General features: G+C 72.0%; 22 protein-coding genes and 1 riboswitch. Of the genes, 16 read left to right on the top strand and 6 right to left on the bottom strand.

The features are described 5' to 3' along the window. Nucleotides 1-169 precede the first annotated feature (169 nt). The 6 genes from ASG32_RS08295 to crcB all read left to right on the top strand — a co-directional run bounded on the left by ASG32_RS08295 (nucleotide 170) and on the right by crcB (nucleotide 6,661). The gene (locus ASG32_RS08295) at nucleotides 170-1,786 is read left to right on the top strand and encodes an ABC transporter substrate-binding protein (protein ID WP_042672016.1); all 1,617 of its coding nucleotides are present in this window, start codon (nucleotides 170-172) and stop codon (nucleotides 1,784-1,786) included. A 10-nt stretch (nucleotides 1,787-1,796) separates the two neighbouring features. Further along, nucleotides 1,797-2,777 carry an ABC transporter permease gene (locus ASG32_RS08290; RefSeq protein ID WP_042672011.1) on the top strand — a complete coding sequence of 327 codons (981 nt, stop codon included), beginning with the start codon at nucleotides 1,797-1,799 and terminating at the stop codon, nucleotides 2,775-2,777. Nucleotides 2,778-2,955: 178 nt separating this feature from the next. Continuing rightward, a complete protein-coding gene (locus ASG32_RS08285; protein WP_056524463.1) occupies nucleotides 2,956-3,927 on the top strand; it encodes an ABC transporter permease in 972 nt (323 codons plus the stop codon). A 139-nt stretch (nucleotides 3,928-4,066) separates the two neighbouring features. Then, nucleotides 4,067-5,047 carry an ABC transporter ATP-binding protein gene (locus ASG32_RS08280; RefSeq protein WP_056524459.1) on the top strand — a complete coding sequence of 327 codons (981 nt, stop codon included), beginning with the start codon at nucleotides 4,067-4,069 and terminating at the stop codon, nucleotides 5,045-5,047. Continuing rightward, on the top strand, nucleotides 5,044-6,024 hold the full coding sequence (locus ASG32_RS08275; RefSeq protein WP_056524456.1) for an oligopeptide/dipeptide ABC transporter ATP-binding protein: 981 nt from the start codon (nucleotides 5,044-5,046) through the stop codon (nucleotides 6,022-6,024). Before ASG32_RS08280 ends, ASG32_RS08275 begins: the two co-directional genes overlap by 4 nt. A 64-nt stretch (nucleotides 6,025-6,088) precedes the next feature. After that, a riboswitch (Fluoride riboswitch) is annotated at nucleotides 6,089-6,150 on the top strand. Between the two features lie 79 nt (nucleotides 6,151-6,229). Next, nucleotides 6,230-6,661, top strand: a complete 432-nt coding sequence (gene crcB / locus ASG32_RS08270) for a fluoride efflux transporter CrcB (RefSeq protein WP_020091338.1) — start codon at nucleotides 6,230-6,232, stop codon at nucleotides 6,659-6,661. A 37-nt stretch (nucleotides 6,662-6,698) separates the two neighbouring features. Here the strand turns inward: crcB and ASG32_RS08265 are convergent, their stop codons facing one another. Beyond that, the gene (locus tag ASG32_RS08265) at nucleotides 6,699-7,142 is read right to left on the bottom strand and encodes an MEKHLA domain-containing protein (RefSeq protein WP_020091337.1); all 444 of its coding nucleotides are present in this window, start codon (nucleotides 7,140-7,142) and stop codon (nucleotides 6,699-6,701) included. Between the two features lie 6 nt (nucleotides 7,143-7,148). Then, nucleotides 7,149-8,309: an L-dopachrome tautomerase-related protein gene (locus tag ASG32_RS08260; protein WP_082557790.1), complete on the bottom strand. Its 1,161-nt coding sequence runs from the start codon at nucleotides 8,307-8,309 to the stop codon at nucleotides 7,149-7,151. A gap of 308 nt (nucleotides 8,310-8,617) precedes the next feature. Here ASG32_RS08260 and ASG32_RS08255 point away from each other — a divergent pair, with 308 nt between their 5' ends. Further along, entirely contained in the window at nucleotides 8,618-9,346 is a 729-nt protein-coding gene (locus tag ASG32_RS08255; protein ID WP_056524449.1) for a ParA family protein, read from the top strand. 19 nt (nucleotides 9,347-9,365) lie between these two features. Here the strand turns inward: ASG32_RS08255 and ASG32_RS08250 are convergent, their stop codons facing one another. Next, nucleotides 9,366-10,751 carry a M20/M25/M40 family metallo-hydrolase gene (locus ASG32_RS08250; RefSeq protein WP_042672005.1) on the bottom strand — a complete coding sequence of 462 codons (1,386 nt, stop codon included), beginning with the start codon at nucleotides 10,749-10,751 and terminating at the stop codon, nucleotides 9,366-9,368. Nucleotides 10,752-11,024: 273 nt separating this feature from the next. On the opposite strand from ASG32_RS08250, the gene ASG32_RS08245 reads away from it, so the two are divergent. The 5 genes from ASG32_RS08245 to ASG32_RS34405 all read left to right on the top strand — a co-directional run bounded on the left by ASG32_RS08245 (nucleotide 11,025) and on the right by ASG32_RS34405 (nucleotide 15,687). Next, nucleotides 11,025-11,549, top strand: a complete 525-nt coding sequence (locus tag ASG32_RS08245; protein ID WP_026604649.1) for a (2Fe-2S)-binding protein — start codon at nucleotides 11,025-11,027, stop codon at nucleotides 11,547-11,549. Further along, on the top strand, nucleotides 11,546-12,553 hold the full coding sequence (locus ASG32_RS08240) for a xanthine dehydrogenase family protein subunit M (RefSeq protein WP_056524445.1): 1,008 nt from the start codon (nucleotides 11,546-11,548) through the stop codon (nucleotides 12,551-12,553). Before ASG32_RS08245 ends, ASG32_RS08240 begins: the two co-directional genes overlap by 4 nt. An 8-nt stretch (nucleotides 12,554-12,561) precedes the next feature. Then, nucleotides 12,562-14,814 (top strand): xanthine dehydrogenase family protein molybdopterin-binding subunit, encoded by a 2,253-nt coding sequence (locus ASG32_RS08235; protein ID WP_056524442.1) that lies wholly within the window; start codon nucleotides 12,562-12,564, stop codon nucleotides 14,812-14,814. A 204-nt stretch (nucleotides 14,815-15,018) separates the two neighbouring features. Then, nucleotides 15,019-15,456 (top strand): EamA family transporter, encoded by a 438-nt coding sequence (locus ASG32_RS08230; RefSeq protein WP_056524439.1) that lies wholly within the window; start codon nucleotides 15,019-15,021, stop codon nucleotides 15,454-15,456. 75 nt (nucleotides 15,457-15,531) lie between these two features. After that, nucleotides 15,532-15,687, top strand: coding sequence for a hypothetical protein (locus ASG32_RS34405; protein WP_020091329.1), 156 nt, complete (start codon nucleotides 15,532-15,534; stop codon nucleotides 15,685-15,687). A gap of 25 nt (nucleotides 15,688-15,712) precedes the next feature. On the opposite strand, the gene ASG32_RS08225 is transcribed toward ASG32_RS34405, so the two are convergent. The 3 genes from ASG32_RS08225 to ASG32_RS08215 form a co-directional block, all read right to left on the bottom strand. Next, nucleotides 15,713-16,393, bottom strand: a complete 681-nt coding sequence (locus ASG32_RS08225; RefSeq protein ID WP_056524584.1) for a glutathione S-transferase family protein — start codon at nucleotides 16,391-16,393, stop codon at nucleotides 15,713-15,715. A gap of 73 nt (nucleotides 16,394-16,466) precedes the next feature. After that, nucleotides 16,467-17,951 carry a M48 family metalloprotease gene (locus ASG32_RS08220; protein WP_056524436.1) on the bottom strand — a complete coding sequence of 495 codons (1,485 nt, stop codon included), beginning with the start codon at nucleotides 17,949-17,951 and terminating at the stop codon, nucleotides 16,467-16,469. A 5-nt stretch (nucleotides 17,952-17,956) separates the two neighbouring features. Beyond that, nucleotides 17,957-18,649 (bottom strand): pentapeptide repeat-containing protein, encoded by a 693-nt coding sequence (locus ASG32_RS08215; protein ID WP_244491852.1) that lies wholly within the window; start codon nucleotides 18,647-18,649, stop codon nucleotides 17,957-17,959. 766 nt (nucleotides 18,650-19,415) lie between these two features. On the opposite strand from ASG32_RS08215, the gene ASG32_RS08210 reads away from it, so the two are divergent. From ASG32_RS08210 to ASG32_RS08195, 4 genes are all read left to right on the top strand, one after another. After that, entirely contained in the window at nucleotides 19,416-19,823 is a 408-nt protein-coding gene (locus tag ASG32_RS08210) for a helix-turn-helix transcriptional regulator (protein WP_012321411.1), read from the top strand. Nucleotides 19,824-20,000: 177 nt separating this feature from the next. Then, a complete protein-coding gene (gene metK / locus ASG32_RS08205; RefSeq protein WP_020091324.1) occupies nucleotides 20,001-21,179 on the top strand; it encodes a methionine adenosyltransferase in 1,179 nt (392 codons plus the stop codon). A 307-nt stretch (nucleotides 21,180-21,486) separates the two neighbouring features. Beyond that, a complete protein-coding gene (locus tag ASG32_RS08200) occupies nucleotides 21,487-22,224 on the top strand; it encodes a tRNA (guanine(46)-N(7))-methyltransferase TrmB (RefSeq protein WP_056524431.1) in 738 nt (245 codons plus the stop codon). 172 nt (nucleotides 22,225-22,396) lie between these two features. Next, entirely contained in the window at nucleotides 22,397-24,112 is a 1,716-nt protein-coding gene (locus ASG32_RS08195; protein WP_056524428.1) for an HWE histidine kinase domain-containing protein, read from the top strand. Nucleotides 24,113-24,114 lie beyond the last annotated feature (2 nt).

Below are 24,114 nucleotides of genomic sequence, written 5' to 3'. Positions count from 1 at the left end.
AAGCGGGGAAAACGCGCTTCGGAACGCGCTTCGGAAGACACGAGATGTCGCGCCCCCGCGACAGGCTCGGCCCTCGTCTTGTATACAGATGGTCCGATGCTTGCTGACGCCGCGGTGGACACCGCCGGGGCAGCCGGCCGGTGGCGCATTCACGGTCTCGGAGATCCGCTTGTCCCGCTCAGCCCTGAAGACCCTCGCCCGCGGCGTGGCCGCGAGCACGGTCGCGACGTTCGCGTTCGCCGCGCTGCCCGCGCAGGCCGCCAACGTCTTCCGCTTCGCCTTCCAGGGTGACCTGAAATCCCTCGACCCGTACTCCCTCAAGGAGAGCTTCACGGAAGGGATGCAGCAGGCGGCCTACGAGTCCCTCGTCACCCTCGACAAGAACCTGAAATTCGCCCCCGGCCTCGCGGAATCCTGGGAGACGCCCGAGCCGACCCGCTGGCGCTTCCACCTGCGCAAGAACGTGAAGTTCCACGACGGCACGCCCTTCACCGCCGACGACGTGATCTTCTCCGCCCAGCGCGTCCGCGCCCCGGGCTCGAACTTCACCACCAACGTGCCCGCCGACGCCGAGTTCGTGAAGGTCGACGACTTCACCGTCGACATGGTGCTGAAGAAGCCGAACCCGATCGCCATCGCCCAGTTCCCGACCTGGGTGATCATGTCGAAGGCGTGGTCCGAGAAGAACGGCGTCGTGCAGCCGACGCCGCCCAGCGCCACCAGCCCGAGCTACGCCACGCTGCACGAGAACGGGACCGGCCCGTTCGTGATCACCGAGCACCAGCCCGGCGTGAAGACCGTCTTCAAGAAATTCGACGGCTACTGGGGCAAGGTGGAGTCGAACCTCGACGAGGCGGTGCTGACCACAATCGCCAACCCGGCGACCCGCGTCGCCGCGCTCCTCTCCGGCGAGGTCGACTGGATCGACCCGGTGCCGCTGCAGGATCAGCAGCGGGTCAACGCCAGCGGCACCGCCACCGTGATGGCGGGACCTGAGCTGCGCACGATCTTCCTCGGCATGGACCAGGACCGGGACGAGCTGAAGGATTCCAGCGTCAAGGGCAAGAACCCGTTCAAGGACATCAAGGTGCGCGAGGCCTTCTACCTCGCCATCGACGAGGACACGATCGCCAAGCGCGTGATGCGCGGGCAGGCGGTGCCCTCCGCGCTGATGATCGCCCCGGCCCTCTACGACCGCGGCGCCGAGTTCAAGCGCCCGGCCACCGACCTCAAGAAGGCCAAGGAGCTGATGGCCCAGGCCGGCTACCCGGACGGGTTCTCGCTGACCATGGACTGCCCGAACGACCGCTACGTCAACGACGAGGCGATCTGCCAGGCGGTGGTCTCGATGCTTGCCCGCATCAACGTCAAGGTGAACCTGAACGCCCAGCCGAAGGCCAAGTACTTCGCCAAGGTGCTGGCGCCGGCCTACGACACCTCGTTCTACCTGCTGGGCTGGACCCCGTCCTCGCTGGACAGCCACAACATCCTCTACGAGATCGTCGGCTGCCGGAAGCCCGGCGACAAGTCGGGCCGGGGCAGCTGGAACCTCGCCGGCTACTGCGACCCGAAGATCGACGCGATCGCCGACAAGGTCGAATCCGAGACCGACAAGACCAAGCGCGACGCCCTGATCAAGGAGGGCTTCGACGTCCTCAACGCCGACTGGGGCTACATCCCGCTGCACCAGCAGGCGCTGGCCTGGGGCGTCTCCAAGAAGGTCCACCTGACGCAGCGCGCCGACAACCTGCTGCTGCTCTACTGGGTGTCGAAGGACCCGCAGTAGGGGCCGGGGCGTGCTCGCCTTCCTGCTGCGCCGGGTGATCCAGGCGGCCGCGGTCCTCGCGGTCGTCGGGCTCATCGCCTTCGCGATGTTCCGGTTCGCGGGCGACCCCGTGAACCAGATCGTCGGGCCCGACACCACCGTGGCCGAGCGGGCCCAGATCCGGACGGATCTCGGCCTCGACGACCCGGTCCTGGTCCAGTTCGTCCGCTACGCCGGCAACGTGGTGCGGGGCCAGTTCGGTATCTCGTACCAGTTCCGGCAGCCGGTCTCGCAGCTGCTCGCCGAGCGCATGCCGGCGACGCTGGAACTCGCCTTCTGCGCCACGGTGTTCGCCCTCGTGGTGGGGATCCTGATGGGCGTCTACTGCGCGCTGCGCCGCGAGTCCTGGCTCGCCGGGCTGTTCCAGGCGGTCTCGCTGATCGGGATCAGCCTGCCGACCTTCCTGATCGGCATCCTGCTGATCTACCTGTTCTCGGTGACGCTGGGCTGGCTGCCCTCCTACGGGCGCGGCGACACGGTGCGGCTCGGCTGGTGGACCACCGGCTTCCTGACCGCCTCCGGGCTCAAGGCGCTGATCCTGCCCTCGGTGACGCTCGGCCTGTTCCAGATGACGCTGATCATGCGGCTGGTCCGCGCCGAGATGCTGGAGGTGCTGCGCACCGACTACGTCCGCTTCGCCCGGGCGCGGGGGCTCACCACCCGGGCCGTCCACCTGCGCCACGCGCTCAAGAACACCCTGGTGCCGGTGATCACCATCGCGGGGCTGCAGCTCGGCTCGGTCATCGCCTTCTCGATCATCACCGAGACGGTGTTCCAGTGGCCCGGCATGGGCCTGCTGTTCGTCCAGGCGGTGCAGAACGTCGATATCCCGATCATGTCCGCGTACCTGCTGCTCGTCGCGCTGATCTTCGTGACCATCAACCTCGTGGTCGACATCCTCTACACGGTGGTGGACCCGCGCCTGCGGCTGCCCGCCGGGCGGACGGCGTGAGGTCGGACATGACCTGCGCTGCCTGCCTGCCCCTCCACCGTCATCGCGAGCGCAGCGAAGCGACCCAGGGTAGCGCGCGTCCGGTCGGCGTGGCGCTGCTGGATTGCTTCGCTCCGCTCGCAAAGACGACAGGTGCCTCCCTGAGCTTCCCGACTGGACATGGCGTGAGGGGCGGCCGATGAGCGGATACGACCTCGACGCGGGCGACGCCCCGCCGGTCCCGCTGCCGGAGGCGAAGCCCTTGCGGCTCGCGCGCTGGCGCGACTCCGACCTGCTGGCGAACTTCCTGCGCTCCAAGGTGGCGGTGGCGGCGCTGGTCGCCACGCTGCTGATGGTCGGTCTCGCCTTCGCGTCGCCCTGGATCGCCCCCCAGAACCCCTACGATCCGGCCCAGCTCGACCTGATCAACTCCAACCTGCCGCCGATCTGGCAGGCGGACGGTCAGGCGCCGTTCTATCTCGGCACCGACGACCAGGGCCGGGACGTGCTCTCGGCGGTGCTGTACGGCCTGCGCCTGTCGCTGATCGTCGGCGTGCTCGGGGTGCTGACCTCCGGCATCCTCGGCATCGCGCTCGGCCTGATCGCCGGCTACGCGGGCGGCTTCCTCGACACGCTGATCATGCGGGTCGCCGACGTGCAGCTCACCTTCCCGGCGATCCTGATCGCCCTGGTGGTGGACGGCGTCGCCAAGGCGAGCTTCGGCAGCGCCCTCGACGTCGGGCCCTTGATCGGGCTGATCGTGGTCTCGATCGGCCTGTCCTTCTGGGTGCAGTACGCCCGGACCGTGCGCTCCTCCGTGATGGTCGAGAAGGGCAAGGACTACGTCCAGGCGGCGCGGCTGATCGGCCTGTCGCCGCCGGTGATCATGGTCCGCCACGTCCTGCCGAACGTCACCGGTCCGGTCTTCGTCATCGCGACGATCAACCTCGCGCTGGCGATCATCACCGAGGCGACGCTGTCGTTCCTCGGCACCGGCCTGCCGGAGACCATGCCGTCGCTCGGCACGCTGATCCGCACCGGCAACCGCTTCCTGTTCTCCGGCGAGTGGTGGATCGTCGCCTTCCCGGGCCTGGCGCTCGCCGGGCTCGTCATCGCCATCAACCTCCTGGGGGATTGGCTGCGCGACGCGCTCAATCCGAAGCTGCAATGATCGGGCATCGACATCGCGAGCGCAGCGAAGCGACCCAGGGCAGCACGACATTGGTGACCATGGCGCCGCTGGATTGCTTCGCTCCGCTCGCAAGGACGGGAGTGGCCGTCCGACGGCCCGACGCCGGAACGGCCAAGGCATGACCGACACCATCCTCTCCGTGCGCGACCTGACGGTCGCCTTCGACACCCGCCGCGGGCCGCTCACCGCCATCGACCGGGTGTCGTTCGACATCGGCCGCGGCGAGATCCTGGGCGTGGTCGGCGAGTCCGGCGCCGGCAAGTCGGTGACCGGCTCGGCGGTGATCGGGCTGATCGACCGCCCCGGCCGGATCGCCGGCGGCGAGATCCGCCTGCGGGGCGAGCGCATCGACAACCTCTCCCCCGAGGCGATGCGGCGCGTGCGCGGCAAGCGCATCGGCATGATCTTCCAGGATCCGCTGACCTCGCTCGATCCGCTGTTCCGGGTCGGCGACCAGATCGTCGAGACCCTGCGCACCCACACCGACCTGTCGGCCAAGGCCGCCCGCACGCGCGCCATCGACCTGCTGGCCGAGGTCGGCATCCCGGCGCCGGAGCGGCGGATCGACGGCTACCCGCACGAGTTCTCCGGCGGCATGCGCCAGCGGGTGGTGATCGCGCTCGCGCTCGCCGCCGAGCCGGAGCTGATCATCGCCGACGAGCCGACCACGGCTTTGGACGTCTCGGTCCAGGCCCAGATCATCACGCTGCTGAAGCGCCTGTGCCGCGAGCACGGCACCGCGGTGATGCTGGTCACCCACGACATGGGCGTCATCGCCGAGGCCGCCGACCGGGTGGCGGTGATGTATGCCGGGCGGGTGGCCGAGATCGGCCCGGTCGCCTCGGTGATCGCCAAGCCCCACCACCCCTACGCGGTCGGCCTGATGGGGGCGATCCCGACCCTCTCGCAGGAGGCCGACCGGCTGAGCCAGATCCCGGGCTCGATGCCGCGGCTCACCGCCATCCCGAAGGGCTGCGCCTTCAACCCGCGCTGCCCGAAGGTCTTCGCCCGCTGCCGGGTCGAGCGGCCCGAGCCGATCCCGGTCGACGCGAGCCGGGTGGCCTGTCACCTGTACGATGCAGCGGAGCGCGCAGCGTGAGCGCCTACGTCGAAGTCACCGACCTGCGCCGCCAGTTCGACGTCTCGAAGCCCTGGCTCAACCGGGTGATCGAGCGCGAGCCGCGGAAATTCCTCACGGCGGTCGACCGCGTCGGCTTCGAGATCCGGAAGGGCGAGACCTTCGCGATCGTCGGCGAATCCGGCTCCGGCAAGTCGACGGTGGCCCGGATGGTGGTCGGCCTGCTGCCGCCCACGGCCGGCGAGGTGCGGATCACCGGCGTCTCGATGACCGACCCGCGCCAGGCCGCGGCGCGGCGGCGCCTGCGCGCCCGGATCCAGATGATCTTCCAGGACCCCTACGCGTCCATGAACCCGCGCTGGCGGGTGGGGAAGATCATCGCCGAGCCGATCCGGGCCTTCGACCTGATCCAGGGGGAGGGGGCGATCCGCGCCCGGGTCGGCGAGCTTCTCGGCCTCGTCGGCCTCCACGCGGATGATTCCAAAAAATACCCGCACGAATTCTCAGGCGGGCAGCGCCAGCGGGTGGCGATCGCCCGGGCGCTGGCGAGTCAGGCCGAGTTCCTGGTGGGCGACGAGCCGACCTCGGCGCTCGACGTCTCGGTGCAGGCGCAGATCCTCAACCTGATGCGCGACCTGCAGGACCGGCTGGGGCTGACCTACCTGTTCATCTCCCACAACCTCGCCGTGGTCCGCCACATGGCGACCCGCGTGGGCGTGATGTATCTCGGCCGCCTCGTGGAGGTCGCGTCCGCCAGGGACCTGTTCGCGACGCCGCGCCACCCCTACACGCGGATGCTCCTCGACGCGGTACCCGACCTCGCCCATGTCGGCCGCGCCCGGGTGCCGGTCTCCGGCGAGATCCCGAACCCGATCGACCCGCCGCCTGGTTGCACCTTCAACCCGCGCTGCCCGCTCGCCAACGACCGCTGCCGGACCGAGGTGCCGGCGCTCCTCGACGGCGTCGCCTGCCACGCCGTGCAGGAAGGGCGGGCCTGACAAGCGGGCCCGGGGGGCGGCCCCGGGCGGCCGTTGCGCTCGGCCCGCGCAGGCGCTATGGGCCGTCCCCGATGGGGATGGAGTTCCCCGAAACCGCCCGTCAGGGCTGATGACTCCTACCGCGAAACCGGCGGTGGGAGTGCGTCTTGCAAGCACCCGCCGCGACGGCGGGTCTCTCATGCCCGCCCGACGCACTGGAGCGCGCATGTCCTTCACCACCTGCATCCTGGTCATGATCGGCGGTGCCCTCGGCACCCTGGCCCGCTACGTCGTCTCGGTGCTGGCGCTGCCCATCAGCCGCGACCTGCCCTGGGGCACGATCCTCATCAACGTGACGGGCTCGTTCATCATCGGCCTGTTCGGCACGCTGACCCTGGCGCATGGGCGCTTCCCGGTCTCCGAGAACGTCCGCCTGTTCGTGATGATCGGGCTGTGCGGCGGCTACACGACCTTCTCGTCGTTCAGCCTCCAGACCCTCGACCTCATGCGGAACGGCGCGGTGGTCCGGGCCATGGTCAACGTGTTCGCCTCGGTGGTGCTCTGCGTCCTCGCGGTCGCGCTGGGCCACGTCGTGGCGGCCCACTGGAACGGCGGCGCCGTCCAGATCGCCCAGGTGAGCATCGAGGAGGACGGCTGACCGGGCGGCGGCCGCGCGCATCGGCGCGGCCCGGCCCTCACGCGTCGCGCCACTGGGCGAAGGTCGCGGCCTGCCCCACCGTCGCGCCGTCGCGGTCGAGCTGCCAGACCACCGCCTCGTCGATCCAGAAGCGCCGGCCGTCCTTGGCGATCCGCAGGCCGCGATAGCCGCGGCTGAAGCCGTCCCGGGTGACCGCGTCGAGGAGCCGCTGCCGCTCGGCCCGCTCGGGGGCCTCGGCCGAGAGCCGCGAGGGCAGGCCGACGAGCTCGTCCCACGCGTAGCCGAAGCAGGCCTGCGCGGTCCGGTTGGCGTAGACGAAGCGCGGATCCGCGCCCCCGTCATGGGCGAGTACCGCGAACGGGGCCGCCGCGTAGAGCCAGTCCGCGTCCGCATCCGCCGGCACCAGAGGCTCGCCGAGGCGCCGCGCGTAGCTGCCGGTGAGCAGGGCGAAGAAGTCCGGGTCGTGCGAGAGGTCCGTCATGATCCGCTACAGGACTGGGTCGGCGTCGATGCGCATGCGCAGGATCGCGTAGGGCGGCTGCTGCAGGTCCCGGCCGCGGTTGAATTCCGGCCGCCGGTTGACCTGGGCCGCCGAGATATAGAGCCACCGGTCCGGGGTGATCCAGAACGTGTCGGCCCAGACCAGCCGGTCGTCGGCGGCCAGCACCTCGACGGTGCCGTCCGGCAGGCGCCGGCCGACCGCGTTGTGCTCCTGCAGGCTGAGATAGACCCGGTCCTGGGAATCGGTGGTCAGTCCCCCGGTCATGCCCTTCTCGCCGAGATCCTCGACGGCGGCGGCCACGGCCGCGTCCGCGACGCCCGGATCGCGCAGGGCCGCGGTCTCGACCGCGTAGAGCCGCCGGCTCATCAGCGGCGCGTAGTAGAGGCGGCGGCCGTCCGGGCTGATCGCGATGCCGTTGGCGCCGCCCTTCGGGCTCTTCTCGGGCGCGTCGCCCTTCCGCTCCATCACGGGGCGGCGCTCCACGAACTTGACCAGGCCCTCCTCGGACCGCGTGCTGACGTGGTCCGCGAGGCGCCGCACCACCCGCCCGCTGTCGAGGTCGACCGCCAGGATCGCGCCCGCGCCGGACTGGCCCTGGTCGGTGACGTAGGCCAGAGCCCGCCCGTCGCGCACGTCGACCCGCAGGTCGTTCAGGGAGGAATCCGGGCCGATGCCCGCGTCGAGGGGGATCGTCCGGCGGACGCTGTTCCGGGCGATATCGATCGCCAGGATCTTCGCGCCGCCCGGCACCGGCCGCCCCTTGCCCGCGGGCAGGCCGGCATCGAGGATCCAGAGGGTGTCGTCGCGGTCGAAGACGCCGTTGGGGACGTGGAACAGCGACGCCTGCGGCGCCCCCGGATCCGGGCGGTTGGTCGCCGCGTCCGGGTAGGGCTTCACCGACCCGTCGGGCAGCACCTCGCCGAGGGTGATCGGCTCCGCGCCGGTGAAGCGCGGCATCATCACGAAGATCCGGCCGCCCCGGGCGATGGCGAGCCCCGTGGGGGTCGAGGGCGCGTCCGCCGCGATGGCGAGCTCCAGCGTCCCCACGGGCCGGCTCGTCGGGGGCGACGGCGTCGCGGCGCGCGCCGCGGGGGCGGCGAGGGCCAGGAGACCGGTTCCCAGCAGGCGGCGGCGGTCGAGGCGCATGGGAATCCTGTCGCGGAGCTTGTCGGGGCGAGGGTCTTGGCGCGCCGCTCAACCTGTGGGGATGCCGGCCCAACGCGCGGGCCCGGCGCGCGATCCCGCGATGCGGTAGCGCGGCGGCCTCGCGGCGGAATTCCGGGACCGGTCCCCGGGCCCGGTGATCGGGAGCCGCCTCGGGGCGGTCCACAGGTGCCGGGGTGCGACGCTGGCTCCGGCCCACGCCGTCACGCTAAGCACGGTCGTGCCGGGCGTTCGATTCGGCGCCGCACGGGCCGCGGCCCGGCTGGCAGATGTGGAGAGGTGGGACACGCATGGATCCCGAAGGATCCGAACCGGCGCCGGAGACCGCGCCCCGGCCCGCCGCCGGGCCGCTGCGGGTCCTCGCCCTGGCGGTGCAGAAGGGCGGGACGGGCAAGACCACCCTGGCGGCCTCCCTGGCGGTCGCCGCCGCGGAAGCGGGCGAGCAGGTGACCGCCCTCGATCTCGACCCGCAGAGCTCGCTGGCCGGCTGGGGGGCCCTGCGCAAGGCCGACGGCAGGAGCGACCGCGCGCGCGACGCCGTCGCGGTCGACCGGGTCCAGCCCTGGGAGATGGGGCAGCTCTCGGAGATCCTCGGCATCCTCGCCGAGCAGGGCACCACCCTCGCCGTCCTCGACACCGCCGGCAGCGCGTCCGGCCTCGCCCCGGCCCTGAAGGACGCCGATTTCGTCCTGATGCCGGTCCGCCCCTCCCGGCTCGACATCGTGGCCGCCCGGCCGACGCTCCAGGCGCTGGTCGGCCTCGGCCTGCGGGAGCGGCTGGCCCTGGTGCTGAACCAGTGCCCGCCGCCGCCCTCGCCGCGCACCAGCGCCTACGCGGCGCAGCTGCGCGCCCTGGGCGTCCTGGCCGAGCCCGGGATCATCCACCGGGTCGACCACCAGGACGCCCTGGCGACCGGGCTCGGCGTCACGGAATTCGCCCCCGGCAGCCAGGCCGCCGAGGAGGTCCGGGCGCTCTGGGCCTGGGTCGACGGGAAGATGCGGGCGGCGCCCGCCCGCTGAGATCGGCCTTCCGCCGGGATCAGCCCTGGCCGAGGGCCGCGAGGATCCGCGCCCAGGAGCGCGTGCCCTTGTGGAAGCTCGTCAGGTCGTACTTCTCGTTCGGCGAGTGGATCCGGTCGTCGTCGAGGCCGAAGCCGATCAGCAGGGTGTCGCGCCCCAGGATCCGCTTGAAGTCGCCGACGATCGGGATCGAGCCGCCCGCGCCCACGGTCACCGCCGGCACGCCCCACTCGTCCTGTAGCGCCGCCTTGGCGGCCCCGAGCTGCGGCATGTCGAAGGGCAGGCTGATCGCCCGCGAGCCCTTGTAGGTGATGACCTCGACCTGGCAGTCCGCCGGCACCCGCGCGCGCACGAAGGCCTCGAAGCTCTCGGCGAGCCGCTTCGGGTCCTGGTCGTCCACGAGGCGGAACGAGACCTTGGCGGAGGCGGTGGAGGCGATCACCGTCTTGGTGCCCTCGCCCGTATAGCCGCCGATGATGCCGTTGGCGTCGCAGGAGGGGCGGGACTGCACCAGCTCGATCGGCATCCGCCCGCGCTCGCCCGCGGGCTCCTTGAGGCCGATCGGCCCGAGCAGCGTCTCCGGCGTCAGGCCGAGGCCGCGCCACTGCTCCAGCACCTCCGGCGGGCGCTCGTGCACGCCCTCGTAGAAGCCCGGGATCGTCACCCGCCCGTCCGCGTCGTGCAGGTCGGCGATGATCTTCGACAGAACGTGGATCGGGTTGCGCGCCGCGCCGCCGAAGAAGCCGGAATGCAGGTCGCGGTCGGCGCAGGTGACCTTCACCTCGAAATAGGCGAGCCCGCGCAGCGACGACGTGATGGCCGGGGTCTTCCGGTCCCACATGCCGGTGTCGCAGACGAGGACCACGTCGCAGCCGAGTCTCTCGCGGTTGGCCGCGACCCATTCGGGCAGACCTTGTGATCCACTCTCCTCGGCGCCCTCGATCAGGATCGTGACGCCGCAAGGCAACTCGCCGTGCATGGCGATATAGGCCCGGCATGCCTCCACGAAGGTCATCACCTGACCCTTGTCGTCGGAGGCGCCGCGCCCGACGATCGTCTTGCCGCCCTGGCCGTCGTCAGCGATGTGCGGCTCGAAGGGCGGCGTCTTCCACAGGTCGAGGGGATCGACCGGCTGCACGTCGTAATGGCCGTAGAACAGGACGTGCGGCGCGCCCGGCTTCGGCCGGTGGGCCAGGACCACCGGGTGGAGCGAGGTCTCCTCCACCGAGGTCTCGAAGCCCAGCGCGGTCAGGTCCTGGGCGAGCCAGGCGGCGGCCTCGCGGCAATGCCCGGCATAGGCGGGATCGGTGGAGATCGACGGGATCCGCAGGAAGGCGAACAGCCGCTCCAGGGCGTTCTCCAGGTCCGTGTCGATGTCGTTGAGGATCGCGTCGAGCGCGGCCATCGGTGGCTCCGGGGTGCGGCGTGGACTCTGCGGGAAGGAGGGTTAGCCGAGGCGGGGTGGGGCCGGCAATGTCGGACGGTGCGGCGGCCGATATGCGCGCCGCAGGCGCGCCACCCTCGCTCACGGGTTGAGACGGCGCGCTCCGGAACAGGCGCAGATTGGAATGGTTATCGACCGGAAGCCCAGGCCGCGGCCCGCGCGTCGCTGCCGGTCGCTGCCCCGGACCGATCCGCTCCCGCCCGGCCCCGGCCGGCCCAGACCGTGGACGACATCATGCGCCTCGAGACCCAGCCACCGGTGTCGGCGGACACGCCGATCGGCATCACGCTGACGATCAACGGGCAGCGGCGCGAACTGCAGGTCGCGCCGTGGACCACGCTCCTCGACCTCCTGCGCGAGCGGCTCGACCTCACCGGCACCAAGAAGGGCTGCGACCACGGCCAGTGCGGAGCCTGCACGGTGCTGGTGAACGGCACCCGGGTGAATTCCTGCCTGACGCTGGCGGTGATGAAGGACGGGGCCGAGATCACCACGGTCGAGGGGCTGGCCGCCCTCGGCGACCGGGCGGGCAGCAACGCCCTCCACCCGATCCAGGAGGCGTTCATCGAGCACGACGCCTTCCAGTGCGGCTACTGCACGCCGGGCCAGCTCTGCTCGTCGGTCGGCCTGATGAACGAGGGCCACGCCCACACCCGGGACGAGATCCGCGAGGCGATGAGCGGCAATATCTGCCGCTGCGGCGCCTACACCAACATCGTCGACGCCATCGAGGACGTCATGCAGGGAGGCGCCCGATGAACCGCTTCGACTACGTCCGCGCCGGCACGGTGGCGGAGGCGGTGCAGGCCTTCGGGGCCGGGGCCCGCTTCATCGCCGGCGGCACCAACCTGATCGACCTGATGAAGTACGAGGTCGAGAAGCCGGGCCGGCTGATCGACATCACCCGCCTGCCCCTCGACCGGATCGAGGACAACGGGGACGGCCTGCGGATCGGGGCGCTCGTGACCAACGCCAAGGCGGCCTACGACGATCGGGTCGCGGCCCGGTACCCGCTCCTGCGCAACGCCATCCTGGCCGGCGCCTCGGCGCAGCTGCGCAACGCCGCCTCCACGGGCGGCAACCTGCTCCAGCGGACCCGCTGCTACTATTTCTACGACGTGGCCACGCCCTGCAACAAGCGCGCACCCGGCTCCGGCTGCCCGGCGATCGGCGGGATGAACCGCATCCACGCGATCTTCGGGACGAGCGCGCACTGCATCGCCACCCACCCCTCCGACATGTGCATCGCGCTGGCCGCTCTGGAGGCCACCGTGCGGGTGAGCGGGCCGCAGGGCGACCGGTCGATCCCGTTCTCCGAGTTCCACCGCCTGCCGGGGGACTCGCCCGAGCGGGACACGAACCTCGCCCCCGGCGAGATCATCGTGTCGGTCGACCTGCCGGAGAGCCGCTTCCCGCAGCACTACACCTACCTGAAGCTGCGCGACCGCCTGTCCTACGCCTTCGCGCTGGTCTCGGTGGCGGCGGCCCTGGAACTCGACGGCGACCGTGTGAAGACCGCGCGGCTGGCGCTCGGCGGCGTCGCCCACAAGCCCTGGCGCAACCGCGAGGCCGAGGCCCTGCTGGAGGGCCGGCCCGCGACCCGCGAGAGCTTCCAGGCGGCGGCCGACCTGATCGTCGCGGAGGCCAAGCCCCAGTCGGAGAACGGCTTCAAGATCGATCTCGCCCGGCGCGCCATCGTGCGCGGCCTCGAGCAGGCCGCCGCCGGCACGCCCCAGTCGCTCAGCGACAAGCGCATCCAGTAGGGCCCGCCATGACCCAGACCTTCAGCTCCACCGGCCGCGACACCTTCGTCGGCAGCCCGCGCAGCCGCATCGACGGGCCCGCCAAGGTCACCGGGCTCGCCAAGTACGCGGGCGAGTTCGCCGCGCCCGACCTCGCCTACGGCGTGGTCGTGTCGAGCTCGATCGCCAAGGGCCGGATAACCGCCATCGACGCCGCCGAGGCCGAGGCGGTACCGGGCGTCCTCAAGGTCCTCACCCACGAGAACCGGCCGCGCACCGCGTGGCGGGACAAGAACTTCCAGGACCAGGTGGCGCCCCCCGGCTCGCCGTTCCGCGCCCTCTACGACGACCTGATCGTGTTCAGCGGCCAGCCGGTCGCCCTGGTGGTGGCGGAGGATTTCGAGACCGCGCGCTACGCCGCGTCCCTCGTCCGCGTGAGCTACGCGATGGAGGAGCCCGGGACCGACCTGGAAGCCCTGCGCGGCACCGCCTACGACCCGCCCTACAAGCGCACGGGCATCAAGCCGCCGCCGGAGCCCTGGGGCGACGCCGACACGGCGTTCGGCAGCGCGCCGGTCCGCGTCCAGGGTGCCTACAGCCTCGCCGACGAGCACCACAACCCGATGGAGCCGCACGCCTCCACGGTGGTGGTCGAGCAGGACGGTACCTACACGGTCTACGACAAGATCCAGGGCGTCTCGAACAGCCACCAGTATCTCACCAACGTCTTCGGCCTGAAGCCCGATCAGGTCCGGGTGCTCAACCCCTATCTCGGCGGCGGCTTCGGCTCGGGCCTGCGCCCGCAGTACCAGCTGTTCCTGGCGATGCTGGCCGCCCAGGAGCTGAAGCGCTCGGTGCGGGTGACCCTGACCCGCGACCAGCTGTGGAGCTTCACCTACCGGTCGGAGGCGCTGCAGACGATCGCGCTCGGCGCCGAGGCGGACGGGAGGCTGACGGCCCTGCGCCACGACGCCGTCCAGGGCACCTCGCAGTACGAGGATTACCAGGAGGTCGTCGTCAACTGGTCGGGCGTCCTCTACCGCTGCGACAACGTCGCCCTCGGCTACCGGCTGGTGAAGCTCGACACGCCGACGCCCGGCGACATGCGCGCCCCCGGCGCGGTGACCGGCGTCTTCGCCATCGAGACCGCGATGGACGAGCTCGCCTACGCGACCGGGCTCGACCCGATCGAGCTGCGGCTGAAGAACTACGCCGAGTCCGACGCCACCGCCGAGGGCAAGCCGTTCGGCTCGAAGGAGCTGAAGAGCTGCTTCCGGCAGGGCGCCGAGCGGTTCGGCTGGACGAGGCGCAGCCCTGAGCCCCGCTCCATGCGCGAGGGCCGGGAACTCGTCGGCTGGGGCGTGGCCACCGGCATCTGGGAATCGATGATGATGCAGTCGAGCGCCATCGCGACCCTGACGCCGGACGGCCGCCTGACGGTCGGCAACTCCACCGGCGACATCGGCACCGGCACCTACACGATCCTGACGCAGATCGCGGCCGACACCCTCGGCCTGCCGATGGACGCGGTCACCACCAAGCTCGGTGACACCCGGCTGCCGGAGGCCCCGGTCGCCGGCGGCTCGTGGACCGCCGCCTCCTCGGGCACCGCCGTGATGAAGGCCTGCCGCAACGTCGGCGCGCAGGTATTCAAGCTCGCCCGAGCCATGGAGAACTCGCCGCTCGCCAACGTCGACTTCGAGCGGGCGGTGTTCTCGGACGGCCGCATATCCGTTGCCGGCGATCCGGGCCGCGGCGTGTCGCTCGTCGAGGTGCTCCAGGCGGCCGGCGTCGACAAGGTCGAGGCCGTCGAGGAGGCCGGACCCGACAAGGACTTCAATCAGAAATACGAGGCCTACACCCACTCGGCGATCTTCGCCGAGGTGAAGGTCGACGAGGAGCTGGGTCAGGTCCGGGTCACCCGCATCGTCTCGGCGATCGCGGCCGGCAAGGTGCTGAACCCGAAGACGGCGCGCAGCCAGATCCTCGGCGGCGTGGTGATGGGGATCGGCTCGGCGCTCGAGGAGGAGTCGATGCTCGACCACCGCATCGGCCGGTTCATGAACCACAATCTCGGCGAGTACCACGTGCCGGTCCACGCCGACATCTACGACATCGACGTGATCTTCGTGGAGGAGGAGGACAAGGCCAACCCCCTGGGCGTGAAGGGGCTCGGCGAGATCGGCATCGTCGGCACGGCGGCGGCGATCGCCAACGCGGTCTTCCACGCCACCGGCAGGCGGGTGCGCGACCTGCCGATCACCGTCGACAAGCTCCTGTGAACAGCGGATGTTTCACGGGAAACATTGACGGTTCTGCAAGGAGTCGTGCGGGTCACGCCGGGCCGCGCCGTCAGCGCGAGCGCAGCGAAGCGACCCAGGGCGGCGCGACATCGTCGAGCGTGGCGCTGTCTGGGTTGCTTCGCTGCGCTCGCAAGGACGAGGATGCGACCGAGCCCTGCGAATAGGGACGGCGTGGGAATTTCCGTGAGCCCCCTGCTGGAATCCTGGCGCTTCTGGGCGCTCGCCGCCGCCGGCTTCGCGGCGCTGACCGCGATCCTCGCCAAGGTCGGGGTCGCGGGCGTGCCGTCGGACGTCGCGACCTTCGTGCGCACCGCGGTGATCCTGGTCTTCGCCGGCGCCATCGTGGTCGCCTCCGGGCAGGCCGGCGGCCTCGCGCAGGTCTCCGGTCGGAGCCTCGTCTTCCTCGTCCTGTCGGGGCTCGCCACCGGGGCGTCGTGGCTTTGCTACTTCCGCGCGCTGTCGCTGGGCGACGCTGCCCGGGTCGCGCCGATCGACAAGCTCAGCGTCGTGCTGGTGGCGATCCTCGGCGCCACCCTGCTCGGCGAGACCCTCAGCCTCGCCGCCTGGGCCGGCGTCGCGCTGATCGCGGTGGGCGCGGCCCTCGTCGCCTCCGGACTGTGAGACCGTGCGCGCTGGCGCACCGATCCCTTAACGCGATGCGCGCATCCTGCGGTTGCCTCGCGAAAGGGGACCGTCATGGAATGGGTTTATCGCGGCTTCGAGACCTCGATGCTCGGTCTCGCTCTCTGTCTCGGACTCGGCGCCTGCCTCACGCTCGGCACCGCGCGCGTGCCGGCCGGAACGCTCTCCGTCACCCTGCCGATGCTCACGGTGACCGCCCCCGCGCCCTGAGGCGCGGGACCGGTCCGGCGGGGCGTCAGGCGGCGCCCTTCACGGCGCAGAACATGAAGCCCCGCGCCTCGGCGTCCATCTCCGCCTTGAAGGCGTGGCGGCCCTTCAGCGCCTCGGCGGCCTGGGCGGCCGGCCGCGCGTTGAGCGCGTCGAGGTGGCGCTTGACGTTGGGCAGGTCCCCGAAGGCGCCCTCACCGAGGACGAAGGGCACCATCCGGGCCCAGCCCCAGACCGCCATGTCGACGATCGTGTAGGTGTCGCCCAGCACGTAGGGGCGATCGGCGAGGCGCTGGTCGAGGATGCCCCAGTGCCGGCGCGCCTCGAAGGCGTAGCGCTCGGTGGCGTAGGCGCCCCCGTCCTGCGCGAAGTGGCGGAAATGCACGCACTGGCCGGAGAACGGCCCGATGCCGGTCGCCACGAACATCAGCCAGGACAGCATCTCGCCGCGGACCGGCTCGCCCTCCGGCAGGAACCGGCCGGTCTTGCCCGCCAGGTACATCAGGATCGCGTTCGAATCGAACACGGTGACGTCGCCGTCGACGATCGCCGGCACCTTCCCGTTCGGATTGACGGCCGTGTAGGCCGGATCGAACTGCTCGCCCCTGCGGGTGTCGACCGGCACCGGCTCGTAGGGCAGCCCCATCTCCTCGAGGCAGAGGGCGACCTTCATGGGGTTGGGGCTGAGATTGTAGAAGAATCGAATCACGGCGCTCTCCCTGAACGACCCGGGCAGGATGTCCGGGCCCCGCGCCCGCACAAGGCGCGGCCGCGCAGGGCGGCTATTCCGCGACGATCTTGTAGCCGCGTCCCGGCACCAGCGGGGCGCCCCGCTCCAGCCCGTTGAGGACGAGGAACCGGTCGAGCGCCCGGTCGGGCACCGCCATGCGGCGGGCGAGGTCCTCGGCGCTGGTCGAGGTCGCCTGGACCACCTGCAGCCGCAGGGGGCGCAGGACCGCCTCGTCGGGCGACACGGCGACGAGGGTCGCGGTCCAGCGGCGGAAGGCCGGGTCGGGATCGGTGGCGCCCTTGGCGGCCATGATCATCCGGTAGGTCGAGTCGCCGATCCGGATGGCGGCGAGGCGGAAGGTCCACTCCTTCCCCCGCGACAGCGCGAAGGCCGCGGGGTGGCCCGCGACGTCCCGGGTCTCGAAGCCGGCCGGGTCGAGGGCGTCGTTCCAGCTCGCCTTGAGCACCGCCTCGAGGGGCTGGCCGTCCTTGGCCTCGATCTGGTCGAACAGCAGGCGCCGGGCGCCGTCCGGGGTGGTCCCGAGCACCGCCGAGCGGGTGTTCTCCAGGGTGAAGCCCTCCGGCACCTCGAAGGCGATGCCGAGGCCGGGATGGATGAAGCGGTGCCCGCGCACCGCGCCGTCGCGCGGGTTGTCGCCGTAGGCGAGCCCGTCCACCGCCGCGAGGTAGGCGGCGCGGTCGTCGGTGCCGATGCCCGGCGCGCCGATGCGGCGGGCCGCGCGGGTCACCTGGGTGATGCGCTCGGCCGTGCCCGGATGGGTCGCCAGCATGTCGGGCGCGGCGGCGCTGCCGGCCTTCAGCCCCGTGGAGCGGTTGAGCGCGGCGAGGAAGCGCCCGGCCGCGAACGGGTCGTAGCCGGCCTTGGCCAGGGTGCGCACGCCGGTGGCGTCCGCCTCCAGCTCCTGCTCGCGGGAGAACCGGGCGAGGGCGAAGCGCGACTGGCTCTGCAGCTGCGCGCCGGTATCGGGGTCGTTCAGCACGTCGGCCACGACGCGGCTGACGAGCGCCGAGCGCAGCTCGAGCTCGCTGCGGGCCGTGGCGTGGTTGAGGGTCACGTGGGCCATCTCGTGCGCCAGCACGGCGGCCACCTCGGAGGTGTCGCTCGCCAGGGCCACGAGGCCGCGGGTGACGTAGAGCCGCCCGTTCGGCAGCGCGAAGGCGTTGACCACCGGCGAGTCGAGGAGCGTCACCGTGTAGGCCTGGTCGGGCCGGTCGCTGGCCTTCACGAGGCGGTCGGTCACCTCGGTCAGCATCCGCGTGACGTTGGGGGCCCGGGCCTCGCCCCCGAAGGAGGCCACGAGCTTGAGGTGGTCGGCATCGGCGGCGCGCTCGCGGCCGGTGGTGCGCGGCGCCTCCGCGGGCACCCGCACCACGGCCGGCCGCACGGTCGCCTCGGTCTGGTCGGCCACGCAGGCGCCGAGCAACAGGGCGAGGCCGCCCAACGCCGCCGCGCCGAGGGTGCGCCGCCCCGCCGCGCGGGTCCGCCCCGCGCCGATGTGCCCCGTGATCCCGCCCATCGCGATCAGCGCCGCAATCCCCGTTCCCCCTCCGGATCGGCCTCCGGCCGGTCCGTCTCCTCGAGCGTCTCGAGCCCGTCGAGGGCGACCTCCAGGGTCGGGCCGCGCCGGACCTCCAGGAGGCCGCGCACCCGCACGCGCCGGCCCTCGAGCGAGGCCGCACTCAAACCACGGGCGCGCATCATTCGCCAAGTGCGTTTCGATACCGTCACCGTGAGGCCGTCCGTGCCGCGGGCCGCGAAATCGAGATAGGTGCGCGCGCCGCGCTCGCCGACATGGCGGATTCGGCCCTCCGCGACGACGAAATGTCCGACCTTCTCCCGGAGCGCCGGGCCGTCCCCCGCCGCAGGGCGCGCCGCGCCCCAGAGGCCGAGCCCGCGCGCGCGGGCGGCCGCCTCCACGAGGCGCAGGCCGGGCCGGCAGAGCGAATCGGCCTCGTTCGCGTCCGCGTATGCCAGCCCGGCCCCGATGAGGCCGCCCGCCAGATCCGCGCCCGCCAGATCCGCGCCCTCCGCGATGTCGCCCTCCGCGACCAGGAGGTCGGCCCGCGCGCGGTCCCACCGGTCGGGCTGCCCGCGGGGAACCACCGTGACCCGGGCGCCCCGCCGGGTCTCGAGCCAGACCCGCGCGGCGGACGCGGCCTCCGGCGTATCCGGCCAGCGCAGCGAGTCCAGCACCGCCCGGAGGCCCGAGACCATACGGATCTCCCCGCGGGGCCCGATTTCCGCCACCACCTCGTCGCGCGCCGGCCCGGTCGCGCACGCCGACGACCCGGCGCCAGGCGCGGCGCGTGCCGGACAGGGCGGCGCCGCGGCGAGCGCCGCCGCCATCAAGGTCGCCATCGAGGTCGCCAGCGGGCGTCCCCGCACGACCGCCGCGCGCCCGCGCATCGGTTCCCCCCGCGATCGCGGGCTCCGGCACCGCGCCGCCCCACCGGTCGCGGTTGGCCTCGGCCGGCGAGAATGCTATGGAGCGCCGGTCGTCTCCGTAGCTCAGCTGGACAGAGCACAGGTTTCCTAGAAGGTTCAATTGGGCGTCGCGCCGGGAAACCGCGCGACGGATCCGCTCAAAGTCGGGGAAAGCTTCCGGCATCGACGCGCCGCCGTCCGATGCTCTGCCGATCCCGAGCCAAGCCCGCGCGGCGCCCCGGCGTTCTGCGGGAAGGTGTAGAGACTAGACGGGCGGCACCTACCGGTTGGATGCAGTCCAGCCCACGGTGAAGGGATAGTCCAGGCCACGAACGCGGTCCTTCGGGGCGCGGCGGCGAAAGCCGAAGTGGTATGAAACCTGGGGTCGCAGGTTCGAGCCCTGCCGGGGACACCAAGTTGTCTATTCTTGCAGATCTCCCGGCCGCAGAGCCGTGAGCAAATCGTCCACCACGTCGAACGCCTGCCGGTGACAAGTACCGAGGGGCGCGCTAAGCTTTGCCGCCAGGATTCATGGCAGGGGGTGGACGAGCACTTCATGGCGGGCCAGAAGACCGATCAGCGCGACGTCTATGTCGGGCAACGCATCGCCGAGCAGCGCCGCAAGGCATCGCTCACACAGCGCCGCGTCGCGCAGAGCTTCGGTATGTCTGCAGCTCAGCTCCAGAAGTACGAGAAGGGAACCAACCGGATCAGCGCCGTCCATCTCGACATCTTCTCGCGCATGACCGGCGTGCCGATGGATTACTTCTTCAAAGGAATGCCCCGGAACGATGACTTCATCGCGCCGGGCTTCAGCGAGCGCGAGCAGTCGACCCTGTCGGAAGCCGGGCTGAAGGGGCTGGCGGAAGTCGTGGGCCGCCACATCACCGAGAACTTCTCCGAGGAGGCGCGCCGCGACGTGGCCGACGCCATCCGGGCCCTCGAGAGCAAGCTCGGCGGCTGAGGGCGAGGGCAGGCCCCGGGGCGTCGCGCGATCGTTTTTCCGGTCGCTTCGTCCGGTATAGCGGATCCGTTCGTTCCTCCATCTTGACCGGCCCCCGGCCGGGTGCGAGAACCCCGGCCCCATGAAGGGTCAAACGCCGCGATCGCGACGGCGTACCTCTGCAGCCGAGGCCGTCCGATGCCGCGTTCCAACTACCTGTTCACCAGCGAGTCCGTGTCCGAGGGACACCCCGACAAGGTCTGCGACAGGATCTCGGACACCGTGGTCGACGCCTACCTCGCGGCGATGCCGGAGGCGCGGCTCGGCGTCGAGACACTCGCCACGACCAACCGCATCGTCATCGCCGGCGAGGTGCGCGGACCCGATTCGGTGACCTTCAAGGACCTCGAGGCTCTGACCCGCGAGGCCGTGAAGGATATCGGCTACGAGCAGTCGGGCTTCCACTGGAAGAACAACGACGTCGCGATCCACCTGCACGCCCAGTCGGCCGACATCGCCCAGGGCGTGGACGCGGCCGGCAACAAGGACGAGGGCGCGGGCGACCAGGGCATCATGTTCGGCTACGCCGCCGACGAGACGCCGGAGCTGATGCCGGCGCCGATCTTCTACGCCCACAAGATCCTCAAGGACCTCGCCGACGCCCGCAAGGCGAAGCAGGGCGACGCCGCCAAGCTCGGCCCCGACGCCAAGAGCCAGGTCACGGTCCGCTACGAGAACGGCCGCCCGGTCGAGGTGACCCAGATCGTGCTGTCGACCCAGCACCTCGACGAGTCCCTTGATTCCGCGGACGTGCGCGCCATCGTCGAGCCCTACATCCTGAAGGCGCTGCCGCAGGGCTGGGTCAACGAGGGCACGGTCTGGCACGTGAACCCGACCGGCAAGTTCGTGATCGGCGGCCCGGACGGCGACGCCGGCCTCACCGGCCGCAAGATCATCGTCGACACCTACGGCGGCGCGGCCCCGCACGGCGGCGGCGCGTTCTCCGGCAAGGACCCGACGAAGGTCGACCGCTCGGCGGCCTACGCGGCGCGCTACCTCGCCAAGAACGTGGTGGCCGCGGGCCTCGCCAGCCGCGCCACGATCCAGCTCGCCTACGCGATCGGCGTGTCCAAGCCGCTCTCGATCTACGTGGACCTGCACGGCACCGGCACGGTCGACGAGGCCAAGCTCGAGGCCGTGCTGATGGACGCCATGGACCTGTCGCCCCGCGGCATCCGCACGGCGCTCAGCCTGAACAAGCCGATCTACGCGCGCACCTCGGCCTACGGCCATTTCGGCCGCGCCCCCGAGGCCGACGGCGGCTTCTCGTGGGAGCGCACCGACCTCGCCGGCAAGCTGAAGTCGGCGCTGGCCTGAGGGCGGCTTCCGCTCGGCCCCGGGCCGACGCGCGGGCCGGAGATCGGCGGCGCGCCGGGGTGACGTGAAGGCGGTGCGGGCGGTGCTTTGAGCGCCGCCCGGTCCCGGACGCTCCGCGGCCGGGGATCCCGTCCGGGCGCTGGCGGCGCGGTGCGTTCGGCGCCGCGGCGTCCGCGCGGGTGCCGCGCCACCCGATCGTGCCGCGTCGCGGCGTGCCGGGCGTGCTGTCCCGGACGGCCTCCCACCGACGCGCCCCGTCTCCGGTCGTGACCCGGGACGCGTCCCATCTCCGAGGTAGACTGAGCCGGTGGACACCGACGCCCCTGGACGCTCCGACCACCCGGTCGAGGAGCCGGAGCGCGCCTTCTTCGGGCGCCGCAAGGGCAAGCGCCTGCGCGGGCAGCAGGAGCGCCGGCTCGCCGAGCTGCTGCCGAGCCTGCGGGTCGACCTGCCGCCGGGCGACGCGATCCTCGATCCGCGCGCGCTGTTCCCGGCCATGCCGGCGCCGCCGGAGGCGCTGTGGCTGGAGATCGGCTTCGGCGGCGGCGAGCACCTCGCCGCCCAGGCGGCCGCGCATCCAGCCGTCGGCATCATCGGCGCCGAGCCCTTCGTCAACGGCGTGGTCAAGCTGCTGGCGGCGATCGAGGCCCGGGCGCTGCGCAACGTCCGCATCCGCGACGAGGACGTGACCGCCCTGCTGGCGCGCCTGCCGGATGCCTGCCTCGACCGGGTCTACCTGCTCTATCCCGATCCCTGGCCCAAGCGGCGGCAGCGCAAGCGCCGGTTCGTCTCCGACGCGTCGCTCGCCGAGATCGGCCGGGTCCTGAAGGACGGCGGCCTGTTCCGCTTCGCCAGCGACATCGACGACTATGCCGGCTGGACGCTCGTCCGGGCCGCGCGGTGCCCGGTCCTCGCCTGGACGGCGCGGGACGCGCGGGACTGGACGCGGCCGTTCCCGGGCTGGCCCGGCACGCGCTACGAGGCCAAGGCGCTGGAAGCGGGCCGCCGGCCCACCTATCTGGAATTCGCCCGCCGCCCCCGCTGAGAGCCCCCGTGGTCGGGTCGCGCGGGTGCCCGGTCGCCGCAGGCGGAGCGGAACGCCTTGCCACAGTCACGCTCGGGCGCCATCCTCAGGGCCCGCCGCGGTCCGGGATCGTGGCGGGAGGGGGCTCATCTCCGGCGGGAGCGCGCCACGGCGCGTTCGAGGATTCTTCCGAGTGAATGAGAGGGTGGGTCAGGACCCGGCGGCGGAGGACCCGTTGCGCGCCGGCTTCGACGAGGCCGCGATCGGCCTCGCCGTGCTGTCGGCGGACGAGGCGGGGATCGTCGCCGCCAACCGGGCCCTGCACGATCTCGCCGGCTGGCCGCCCGGCACCCTGCCCGGGCGCGCGGCCGCCGAACTCCTGGGCGAGGGGCCGGAGGGGCTCCGGGACGGTCTCCAGGTCTGGCGCCGGGCGGACGGCACGCCCCTCGACGTGCGGGTCCGGCGCGCGGGCCGGACCCTGGCGGTCGAGACGGTCGACGTGGACGCGGCGGCCCATTCCGAGGCGAACCGCGAGGCCCTCGCGGCCGCCGGACTCGGGGAATGGCGCTGGGACCGCGCGACCGGCCTCCTCACCCTGTCGCGCCGCGCCGCCCGCATCCTCGAGCGGCCGCCGGGCCGCTCCGTCTCGTGGGAGGAGCTGAAGGCCGGCCTGTCGCCGGCGGAGCTCGCGCGCCTGAGCGCGCTGATCGCCGAGGCCGACGGGACCGACGAGCCCTACCAGTTCGACACGGCCACGACGGTGGCCGGGCGGACCGTGATCCTGCGGGTGCGGGGGCAGGCCGTGCCGGGCCCCGACGGCGCGCCGATCGGCATGGTCGGCGTCCTCCAGGACATCACCACGCGGGTCGAGGCCCGGGACGAGATCCTGTCCCGCGACCAGCGCCTGCGGGTCGCCACCACGGTCGCCCGGCTCGGCATCTTCGAGTGGCACATGCTCGAGGACCAGGCGATCTGGGAGAACGAGCACATGTACGAGATCTTCGGGCACGCGCCCGAGGACGGGACGATCGGCAAGACCGAGTTTCTCAACGACATCCTCCACCCGGACGACCGCCCCGCGGTCCGGCGGGCGATCTCCCAGGCGCTGCGCGAGGACGGGGACCTGCACATCAGCGGCCGGATCCGGCGCAAGTCCGACGGCGTGTGGCGCACGATCGACATGGCCGGCCGGTTCGAGCGCGACGCCCCCGGCCGCCTGCCGCGCCGCCTGATCGGCGTCGTCGCGGACGTGACCGACCGCCGGGTCGCGGAGGAGCGCCAGAGCCTGCTGATCCGCGAGCTGCACCACCGGGTCAAGAACACGCTGGCGACCGTCCAGGCCATCGTGGGCTCCACCGCGCGGACGGCGTCCAGCATCGAGAGCTTCTACGAGGCCTTCGTCGGGCGGATCAAATCCCTGGCGCACACACACTCGGTGCTCACCGAGGACACGTGGCAGACGGCGTCGATCGCCAATCTCCTGCGCAACGAGCTGAAGCCCTACGCGGAGGTGGCCCCGGACGGCGCCGCCGAGGGGCGCATCAGCCTCGACGGGCCGGCGATCGACCTGCCCTCCGAGATCGCGGTGCCGATCGGCATGGCGATCCACGAGCTGACCACCAACGCGGCGAAGTACGGGGCCCTGTCGAACCGCACCGGCCGGGTGGCGGTGGAATGGTCCCTGGAGCCCGGCGGCCCGGCCGGGATCCTGCAGTTCTCCTGGCGCGAGACCGGCGGGCCGCCGGTCTCGCCGCCGAGCCGCCAGGGCTTCGGCTCGCGCCTGCTGCAGAGGGTCCTGATCACCCAGGTCCAGGCCGAGGTGACCACCGACTACGCCCCCGGAGGCTTCTCCCTGACCATGCGGGCCCCGATCCCGCCGCGCAACGACAGCCTCAACCCGCTGGTGTGACG

It is taken from the genome of Methylobacterium sp. Leaf361 (assembly GCF_001424445.1).
GTDB lineage: Bacteria > Pseudomonadota > Alphaproteobacteria > Rhizobiales > Beijerinckiaceae > Methylobacterium.
This window is presented reverse-complemented; position numbering and strand designations above follow the sequence as displayed.

Excerpts from the sequence above, each read along its gene's own strand:
- ASG32_RS08285 (WP_056524463.1), top strand. The coding sequence starts at position 2,956 with ATGAGCGGATACGACCTCGACGCGGGCGACGCCCCGCCGGTCCCGCTG.
- ASG32_RS08280 (WP_056524459.1), top strand. The coding sequence starts at position 4,067 with ATGACCGACACCATCCTCTCCGTGCGCGACCTGACGGTCGCCTTCGAC.
- crcB (WP_020091338.1), top strand. The coding sequence starts at position 6,230 with ATGTCCTTCACCACCTGCATCCTGGTCATGATCGGCGGTGCCCTCGGC.
- ASG32_RS08265 (WP_020091337.1), bottom strand. The coding sequence starts at position 7,142 with ATGACGGACCTCTCGCACGACCCGGACTTCTTCGCCCTGCTCACCGGC.
- ASG32_RS08260 (WP_082557790.1), bottom strand. The coding sequence starts at position 8,309 with ATGCGCCTCGACCGCCGCCGCCTGCTGGGAACCGGTCTCCTGGCCCTC.
- ASG32_RS08255 (WP_056524449.1), top strand. The coding sequence starts at position 8,618 with ATGGATCCCGAAGGATCCGAACCGGCGCCGGAGACCGCGCCCCGGCCC.
- ASG32_RS08250 (WP_042672005.1), bottom strand. The coding sequence starts at position 10,751 with ATGGCCGCGCTCGACGCGATCCTCAACGACATCGACACGGACCTGGAG.
- ASG32_RS08245 (WP_026604649.1), top strand. The coding sequence starts at position 11,025 with ATGCGCCTCGAGACCCAGCCACCGGTGTCGGCGGACACGCCGATCGGC.
- ASG32_RS08240 (WP_056524445.1), top strand. The coding sequence starts at position 11,546 with ATGAACCGCTTCGACTACGTCCGCGCCGGCACGGTGGCGGAGGCGGTG.
- ASG32_RS08235 (WP_056524442.1), top strand. The coding sequence starts at position 12,562 with ATGACCCAGACCTTCAGCTCCACCGGCCGCGACACCTTCGTCGGCAGC.
- ASG32_RS34405 (WP_020091329.1), top strand. The coding sequence starts at position 15,532 with ATGGAATGGGTTTATCGCGGCTTCGAGACCTCGATGCTCGGTCTCGCT.
- ASG32_RS08220 (WP_056524436.1), bottom strand. The coding sequence starts at position 17,951 with ATGGGCGGGATCACGGGGCACATCGGCGCGGGGCGGACCCGCGCGGCG.
- ASG32_RS08215 (WP_244491852.1), bottom strand. The coding sequence starts at position 18,649 with ATGGTCTCGGGCCTCCGGGCGGTGCTGGACTCGCTGCGCTGGCCGGAT.
- ASG32_RS08210 (WP_012321411.1), top strand. The coding sequence starts at position 19,416 with ATGGCGGGCCAGAAGACCGATCAGCGCGACGTCTATGTCGGGCAACGC.
- metK (WP_020091324.1), top strand. The coding sequence starts at position 20,001 with ATGCCGCGTTCCAACTACCTGTTCACCAGCGAGTCCGTGTCCGAGGGA.